The 8,065-nt window shown below is 64.5% G+C and carries 8 protein-coding genes, 1 tRNA gene and 1 pseudogene; 4 read left to right on the top strand and 6 right to left on the bottom strand.

What is annotated here, in order from left to right; all coding sequences use genetic code 11:
• Nucleotides 1-668: 668 nt before the first annotated feature.
• Both ACXJL8_RS27070 and ACXJL8_RS27075 read left to right on the top strand, forming a co-directional pair.
• The gene (locus tag ACXJL8_RS27070; protein ID WP_456622029.1) at nucleotides 669-1,880 is read left to right on the top strand and encodes a GGDEF domain-containing protein; all 1,212 of its coding nucleotides are present in this window, start codon (nucleotides 669-671) and stop codon (nucleotides 1,878-1,880) included.
• Nucleotides 1,881-1,913: 33 nt separating this feature from the next.
• Nucleotides 1,914-2,540, top strand: coding sequence for a peptidoglycan recognition protein family protein (locus ACXJL8_RS27075; RefSeq protein ID WP_456622030.1), 627 nt, complete (start codon nucleotides 1,914-1,916; stop codon nucleotides 2,538-2,540).
• Nucleotides 2,541-3,286: 746 nt separating this feature from the next.
• On the opposite strand, the gene ACXJL8_RS27080 is transcribed toward ACXJL8_RS27075, so the two are convergent.
• The 3 genes from ACXJL8_RS27080 to ACXJL8_RS27090 form a co-directional block, all read right to left on the bottom strand.
• Nucleotides 3,287-3,628 (bottom strand): hypothetical protein, encoded by a 342-nt coding sequence (locus tag ACXJL8_RS27080; protein WP_456622031.1) that lies wholly within the window; start codon nucleotides 3,626-3,628, stop codon nucleotides 3,287-3,289.
• Nucleotides 3,629-4,038: 410 nt separating this feature from the next.
• On the bottom strand, nucleotides 4,039-4,938 hold the full coding sequence (rpoH, locus tag ACXJL8_RS27085) for an RNA polymerase sigma factor RpoH (RefSeq protein ID WP_456622032.1): 900 nt from the start codon (nucleotides 4,936-4,938) through the stop codon (nucleotides 4,039-4,041).
• 219 nt (nucleotides 4,939-5,157) lie between these two features.
• Nucleotides 5,158-6,165 carry an RluA family pseudouridine synthase gene (locus ACXJL8_RS27090; RefSeq protein ID WP_456622033.1) on the bottom strand — a complete coding sequence of 336 codons (1,008 nt, stop codon included), beginning with the start codon at nucleotides 6,163-6,165 and terminating at the stop codon, nucleotides 5,158-5,160.
• Here ACXJL8_RS27090 and ACXJL8_RS27095 point away from each other — a divergent pair.
• Complete coding sequence (locus ACXJL8_RS27095; protein ID WP_456622034.1) at nucleotides 6,164-6,505, top strand: hypothetical protein; 342 nt, start codon at nucleotides 6,164-6,166, stop codon at nucleotides 6,503-6,505. The genes ACXJL8_RS27090 and ACXJL8_RS27095 overlap by 2 nt on opposite strands.
• Nucleotides 6,506-6,724: 219 nt before the next feature.
• A tRNA-Glu gene (locus tag ACXJL8_RS27100) sits at nucleotides 6,725-6,799 on the top strand.
• Between the two features lie 295 nt (nucleotides 6,800-7,094).
• Here ACXJL8_RS27100 and ACXJL8_RS27105 read toward each other — a convergent pair.
• The 3 genes and pseudogenes from ACXJL8_RS27105 to ACXJL8_RS27115 form a co-directional block, all read right to left on the bottom strand.
• Nucleotides 7,095-7,352: pseudogene (locus tag ACXJL8_RS27105) on the bottom strand (hypothetical protein); the annotation flags it as partial.
• 148 nt (nucleotides 7,353-7,500) lie between these two features.
• Nucleotides 7,501-7,830, bottom strand: coding sequence for a hypothetical protein (locus ACXJL8_RS27110; protein WP_456622035.1), 330 nt, complete (start codon nucleotides 7,828-7,830; stop codon nucleotides 7,501-7,503).
• An 81-nt stretch (nucleotides 7,831-7,911) separates the two neighbouring features.
• A partial coding sequence (locus tag ACXJL8_RS27115) for an Hsp20/alpha crystallin family protein (protein WP_456685899.1) occupies nucleotides 7,912-8,065 on the bottom strand: 154 nt, incomplete at its 5' end.

Below are 8,065 nucleotides of genomic sequence, written 5' to 3' on the forward strand. Positions count from 1 at the left end.
AGCCCCTCACCCCAACCCTCTCAGCGCGAGCGAAGCTCGTCGCGGCCCCGTAAGAACGGGGAGAGGGAGAAAACTTCCACCCAATAAAAARGCGGGCCTCGCGCCCGCCGCCTTCAGTCTCTCTCAACCTGACCCGATGCCCGGGCGGAGCGAGGCTCCACCCGGGCAAAGAAAAAGAAGCTGCGTTACTTCTTCTTCGCCTTCTTGGCCTTTTTCGCCTTCGCCTTCTTCGCCTTCTTCGCTTTCTTGACCATAGTATCCTCTCAAGGGTTCATGGTTAAACGCGACACGAGGGATGCTCGGCGGAGGGCCAGCCTCGCAACATCCTCGATTGTAAACTCAGCAGATTCGCGCCCGCCTGCCCCGCGCTGTCATATCTGTGTCATTACGTTATCCACAGCTCAGATGCGTTTTTGGGGGATCTTTGCCCGTGAATCCGCCTTGCGGCGTGTCGCGACGCGTCCGTACGCGGCTGCCGGCGGCATGGCTAACGATCCGATAATCGCCGCGCCGTTCATCAATCCAAAACCAAAGGCGAGCTTTCGAAGGTCGCAGTGAGACTCCGTTAAGCGCAACCCGCGCATTGTTCCCCGCAAGAAAACGGGGATGGGCATGGACGATCGGCTGCCAGAGAGGGGACGCGGGACGCTGCGCGTGCTACGGCCGCCATGCTGAATGTCCCGACACTCTGGACGGTCTTCGTCGTCAACTTCCTGGCGCTCGGCCTGATCTGGGCCTACGTGACGCGCTCCTATCCGAAATTCGCGGCCGCGCGGTTCTGGATGGCATCGGCCTTTGTCGGCGCCGCCGGCGCGATGACGGCGTTGATCCGCCTGTTCGTGGTCTCTCCCGTACCGCTTCTGATCGGGGCCGCCGGCATCATCGCGGCGAGCTGCCTGGCCGCCATGGGCATTCAGCGCTTCTACGATCGGCCGGTGTCCTGGCGCGTCATGATCGCGACCGGGATCTTCAGCCTCAGCGGTGTCGTGTTCTTCATGGTCGGCTTCGAGCACATGCAGCTGCGCATGCTCAGCTACACGCTCGGTCAGGCGTTGCCGCTGGTGCTGTCGCTGCGTCTCCTGCTGTTGCCGCCGGAAGGCCGCGTCAGTCCGGGGGCGCGGCTGTCCGGTATCGTCATCCTCACCATCATCGGGATTTTCCTGGCGCGTACGCTGGGCAATCTGCTCGGCCACGATTTCTCGGCGGTTGCCGGTGGCCAGACCCATGCCGTGATGGTGCTGGGGCTGCTGTTCCTGTCGATGACGCTCAATTTCGGCTTCCTGCTGATGGCGATGGACCGGCTGCGTGGCGAGGTCGCCGACCTCGCGTTGCTCGACGATCTCACCGGCGTCGCCAACCGGCGCCACCTGTTGCAGCGCCTCACCGAGGAGTGCGCCCGTTCGGAGCGCAGCGGCGAGCCGTTCTCGCTGCTGGTGATCGATCTCGACGGCTTCAAGACCATCAACGATACCCATGGGCACGCCGCGGGCGACGCCTGCCTCCGGCACTTTACCCTGATGGCACAGACCCGGCTCCGGCCGGGCGACATGCTCGCCCGCACCGGTGGCGACGAGTTCTGCGTGGTGCTGCCGTCCTCCTCCCTGCGCGAGGCGGCCGCGATCGCCCGCCGCGTGCTCGAGGTCTGCCGCCAGGATGCGGCGACCTGCGCCGGCAACGACATTCCGATCGCGATCTCGATCGGCGTGGCGGAGTGGGACCGCGGCATCGGCCAATTCCCGGACCGGCTGATCGCGCATGCCGACCACGCGCTCTATGCCGCCAAGAAGAACGGCAAGAACGATTTTGCGGTTTACGATCCCGCGCCGCCGCTGGCGCCCGAGCCGGCCGGCTCGGTCGAGGCCGCGCGCACATTTGCCTGAAGCCTGCTACGCTGGGGGCCCTGTTGGACCCTTATGATGATGTCTCGCCTGTTCGCGGCCGTGCTCGCCGCTCTCTTCCTGACCGCCCCCGCCGCCGCAACGGATGCCGAACTCGCCAAGGCCGCGCGCGGCGCCGGCACGCCTGACATTCCAGGCCTGAAAATGGTCTGGCTCGCGCCGTGGGGCGATCTCCGCAACGCAAAACCCTGGCGCAACATCATCGTGCACCAGACCGAGGGGCCGGCAGGCTCGGCGCGCGGCGGCGCGCAGGAGCAGTCGAAGAATCCGACCCGGCGCGGCGTCACGGTCTGGGTCGAGACCGACGGCACGGTCTATTGGGCGGTCGCGGAGAACCTCGTGCCGACCCATGGCGACGGCGCCAATCGCAACGACAACAAGTTCATCGACAACAAGGCGACGTACCGCCAGGTCGTGCGCGACAACTCGATCGGCGTCGAGTTCGCCGGCAACTATCCCGATGTCGCGGCCGGACCGACCGAGGCGCAGGTCGCCGCCTGGAAAATCCTCGTCCAGGTCCTGCGCGCTCGCTACGGCATCCCGCTCGACCGCGTCTATGCCCACAACTGGATCGACTACAAGGACGCGCGCTATTGCGAGGGCTGCTGGCTCGCGACGCTGGCAAGGATTTGGGGAGAGTAGCCTCGTCATTCCGGGGCGCGCCAGCGCGAGCCCGGAATGACGATGGGGCGCGCCTTCTCCGTTCAGGGAAGGCCTTGGGAAGGTCGGCCGAAGGCTTCGTGACGATCTGRTGCGCATCGCGCCAGATGACCTCACGCTGGCGCGAGGTTGTGATCGTACGCACCGGCAGGCCACCCTCCTCGAGTAGCCAGGCGCAGTAACGCGCGCGGCTGACCGCCTCGCGGGCTCGTGGATCGAACCAGCAAATGCCCCAGATCGAGTCGCGCCGCTTGAAGTGCCGCGCGATGCGCCCGGGAATCGGCAGATGCTGTCCGAACCAGGTGAACTGGTCCTCCAGCTCCTGCCGAATCCAGTCGGGACAGTTGTTCCGATGGATGTACCAGGACGCGCGAAAGAAGCCGCTCTCCACGCGGCTGTGCGGGTGGATGAGCGGTGTAACGAACCGCAAATACATGACGACACGGCGCGACGCCGTGTTGCGTCACGCCCCTCGTAACCAGATTGGATAGGAATGGAAGAACAGCCGCAAAGCGGCGTTCAGCTCATGAGCGATCGCCGGTCCGCGATGGGCGGCGGTCGGAACGTGTCGATCTCAACTTCATGCCGCCTCCCTTGAGAGCGTGAACAAAGCGGYGCGGTATTGCGCCGGGGCGGCAGCACATACACCAGCCGACGTGCAGCGACAAGCCTTGCGCAAATTCGACCTCTCCCCGCAAGCGGGGCGAGGTGAAGACGATGCGCGGCAATCAGACCGGCTGCGCCATCCAGCCGAACACGCGCCGGATCAATCCCGGCCGCCGCGGCACCTCGGGCGGCCGGTCTGCCGCCAACACGCGTTTGAAGAAGTAGTCCAGGAACACCATGTCGTTCGGCTCGGTGACGGTGAACTGGTCGTCGCCGAAGAACACGCTGTAATCATAGAAGAAGGGACCTACGAACGGCACCGTCGCGGTGCTCGCATTGTCCTTGGAGATCACGAACTCTGACGGCTCGAGCCCGTGCTCGCGCATCGCCTGCTCGACCAGCGGCAGCTTGCGCATGAACTGGCCGGAGAAGCCGCCGACGGTGGACTGCAGGATGATCGACACGGTGCGTGTTCGTCCGCTTGATGTTGTCGGTCCGATATTTTTTGGTCGGCTGACGGCCACAAGGGTTCAAGGCAGGCTCGGTTCCGCTGGTGCCAGGGAGCGAAGTGTAACGGCCGTCTCAATCGGCAGCGTCGGCCGCGCTGTCTCCGCGAACTCGCTGCACCCTCTCCCGTTGTGGGAGAGGGTGGCTGGCGAAAGCGCAGCCGGGTGAGGGGTTCTCTCCGCGCGTAAATCTGCTGCGGTGAATGCGCGGAGACAGCCCCTCGTCCGGCGCTTCGCGCCACCTTCTCCCACAAGGGGAGAAGGGGCAGCCAGTGCTTGGCACACTCCACCCAACAAAAAAGCCGGCGTTGCCGCCGGCTTTCAAGTCTCTCTCGATCCGCCAATGTCTGGCGCCGTCGAAACCGCGCTTAATGCGCGGCTTCCAGCGCGGCCTGTTCCGCCCTTGCGATCGTGCCCTTGACCGCGGACTGCACCTTCTCGAAGGCGCGGACCTCGATCTGGCGGACGCGCTCGCGCGACACGCCGAACTCGGCGGCAAGGTCTTCCAGCGTCATCGGCTCATCGGCGAGGCGACGGGCCTCGAAGATGCGGCGTTCGCGCGGGTTGAGCACGCCCATCGCGCCGTTGAGCGCGTCACGGCGGTGATCATACTCCTCGTGCTCCGCCATCATGGCTTCCTGGTTGGGCGTATTGTCGACCAGCCAGTCCTGCCATTCGCCGGCCTCGCCGTCATCGCGGATCGGAGCGTTGAGCGACGCGTCGCCGCCGAGGCGGCGGTTCATGTCGATCACGTCCTGGGCGGTGACGCCGAGACGCTTGGCAATGATCTTCACCTGGTCGGGGCGGAGATCGCCCTCGTCCAGCGCGTTGATCTTGCTCTTCGCCTTGCGCAGGTTGAAGAACAGCTTCTTCTGGTTCGCGGTGGTGCCCATCTTCACGAGCGACCAGGAACGCAGGATGTACTCTTGAATCGACGCCTTGATCCACCACATGGCGTAGGTAGCGAGACGGAACCCCTTCTCGGGCTCGAAACGCTTGACCGCCTGCATCAGGCCGACATTGCCTTCCGAGACGACCTCGGAGATCGGCAAGCCGTAGCCGCGATAGCCCATGGCGATCTTGGCCACGAGCCGGAGATGGCTGGTGACGAGTTGGTGCGCCGCGTCGCGATCGTCATGCTCGCGCCAACGCTTGGCGAGCATGTATTCCTGCTGGGGTTCCAGCATCGGGAATTTGCGAATTTCGGCGAGGTAGCGAGAGAGGCCGGATTCTCCATTGAGGACCGGCAGTGCAGCGGTACGGGCCATAGTGCGCCCTCCAAACAGGTTCAGGCCCCCGATAGCGGCGGGCCAGGCAGACGACCGCTTGGTTAAAGCCAGTCGTAGCTGCGATGTTCCGCGTTGCTCATTTCAACGCAGGCGCAATATACCCCATGAGGGGTCATTTAGGGAAGGATTGCTGACGTCACGTCCCCGTGTGGCAGCTATAACTTTTTGTAATGTAAAGCCTTTCTGAAGCGGGCTGCGTCATTGCGCCGCTTTCAGGACACCCTGGAGGAGAAGCAAATCCTCCGGCAAAGGCGCCTCCCAGTGCAGAAGTTCTCCGGTCCTCGGGTGCTCCAATACCAGCAGATAGGCGTGCAGGGCCTGCCGCCCGAGGGCTGTTAAAGCCGCTTGCGACTCTGGGCCCAGCTGGTTCGCCTTGGTCTTGAAATGCGGGCCATAGACGGCATCGCCCATCAGGGGATGGTCGATATGGGCGAGATGGACGCGGATCTGGTGGGTGCGCCCGGTCTCGAGCTCGCAGGCCAGCAGCGTCGCGATCGGCTTGCCGTCGCGCCCGGCAAAACTCTCCAAAATCTCCCAATGGGTCACCGCCTCGCGGCCGCTCTGGCGCACCGCCATCTTCTCCCGCGCATACGGGTGGCGGTCGATCGGCGCATCGACGGTGCCGCGATGGCGGCCCGGCACGCCCCAGGCAAAGGCCATGTAGCCGCGCCGCATCGGCCCGGTGCGGCCGTGGTCGGCGAATTGCGCCGTCAGGGACTGGTGGGCGAGGTCGTTCTTGGCGACCACCATCAGCCCGGTGGTGTCCTTGTCGAGCCGGTGCACGATGCCCGGCCGGCGCACCCCGCCGATGCCGGACAGCGAGGTGCCGCAATGGGCGATCAGCGCATTGACCAGCGTGCCGGTCTCGTGCCCGGCGGCCGGATGCACCACCAGGCCCTTCGGCTTGTTGAGGACGATGATGTCGTCGTCCTCGAACACGATATCGAGCGCGATATCCTCGCCTTTCGGCTCCGGCGGGGCCGCCTCCGGCACGTCGATTATGATCGTATCGCCCGAGGTGACGTGATAAGCGGGGTCGCGGACCGCGGCGGCCTTGAGGCTCACCGCGCCCGCCAGAATCAGGGTTTTCAGCCTTGATCGCGACAGGTCCGGCAGACGTGCCGCCAGCACGCGGTCGAGCCGGGCCGAGCCCTCGTCGCCGCCGACCACGACCTCCAACCGTTGCGCTGAACCTGAGTTTTCCATGACGACCGAAACTGTTGTTCCCGAACCGAGCCCCGAGCAGGCCGCGCTGTTCGCGCGGGTGCGGCGGATGATGCTGATCGCGGGGTTGACCACGGCGCTGGCAATCTGCGCCGTCCTGATCGCGGTGGGCTACCGCCTTTTCAAGTCGGAGGGAAGGGCGGCGGAGCCGGTGGGCGACATCACCGCCACCCTGCCCAAGGGCGCCAGGATCGTCGCGACCGGGGTCGCCGGCGACCGGCTCGTGATCACGCTCGATGTGGGCGGGATGACCGAGATCCGTACCTTCGACGCCCACACCTTGAAGCCGGCCGGCAAGCTGAAATTTGCCAATGAGCCGTAAACCGGGCCCGGGTATTCGCCCAAATTTCCACCGTCGTCCTGGCGAAGGCCAGGACCCATAACCACAGGTTTTCGTTGCGTGAACGAGATCAGCACTCCGATGTGCCTTAACCATTGGCATTCGGGGTAATGGGTCCTGGCCTTCGCCAGGACGACTGGGGTGAAACCCTCAATCCCGGCTTGCCGTCGGCGAAATTCGCGGCTATGTCGTGTCCCTCACGCTCCCTTCGTCTAGCGGTTAGGACGCGGCCCTCTCAAGGCTGAAACAGGGGTTCGATTCCCCTAGGGAGCGCCAGCAAACTCAGGCACTTAGGTAGCCATCAGCCGCGTTCGTTGAATAATGGTTGAATAAGACGCTGGTGAACAGCAGCGAACGCTTGGGGAATTTGCTGCCGACATTAGCAGACTAGCCTCGACGCGATGCCTGACTGTCGCTGGCGCATTCGCGAAAAATTTCCTCGTCGCCCTTCGTGTCCGGAAATATTCAAACCGCCGCTGACGTGCGCTGTTGTACGCGCGCGCCCTCGGATGTTCGCATTGACGTTGCTCGTCGCAGAAACAACTCTTGTCCGGTCGAGCTTTTTGCGAATAGGAGGACATTCCGGACAGGCATCACCGATCGGGTTCAGCACGTCGCAAACTTCGGCCGCTGCTACGTCAGGGGAGACGCCTGCTGGCGGATCTTCACGGGCGATATTGAAGGCCCGCTCCTGGGCATGCGGATCGGCGCGGTCCTGCATCCAGCGGTGCTCCTCGCACTCGCGGATAGCGCCGGATTCCTGGAGCACGTGGATCGCCCAGCCGCGCATCGTCCGGACCGCTGGCCTTCGTTCACTCGTCATCAGCATAGGAATCGCTCCTGATACGGGTGACCCTCGGACATCAGTCCGCGCGTTCGCAGGACACCCGCTCCGCCCATGAAGACCGCCAAGGGGACTGCCCATGCCGCCGCGGCGTGACTGAGAAACACCATGCCGAGTACGGCTTGCGTGAATATCATGGTGTCCTCCGCACTGCGGCGGCCCAAGGCCGCCGCAGCCGCATCGGGACGCCGCCCGGGCGGGGCGGATCGTCGTCCTCGCCGTCGAGACGGCGCAGCGCCGCCAGGATGTCGGCGAGCCGGATGAGATGTCCCATGCCTGGGATCTCGCGCAACGCAGGACAGGATTCGACCGCAAACATGTCGGACGCCCAGGAGGAGAGGATAATCCGCTTCTCCGGTGTGGAAAGCTCCGCATCGTTCAGGACGTCGTCCGGAGACGCGTAGTGCGCGGCCGGGTGGAAGAGGGGATCGAGTTTGCCGGTGTTCGTGTTGGCGTTGGTCATCGGTTGCCTCCCTTACGCTCCTTTCTTCGGGACGGTGGAATAGTGGAACGGACGGCGGCGTGCCGCCGCCCGTGATCGCCGTTACTGTGTGTTGATAGCGATGCGCTTGACGCCTGCCCGCGGGTTCTCGGACTTCGGCAGCGAGATCGTCAGAACGCCATTCTTAAACGAGGCCTCGGCCTTGTCCTCTTCCACGTCATCGAGCGCGATCTGTCGCTCGAAGGCGCCGTAGTAA

The organism is Bradyrhizobium sp. P5_C11_2 (assembly GCF_054049755.1).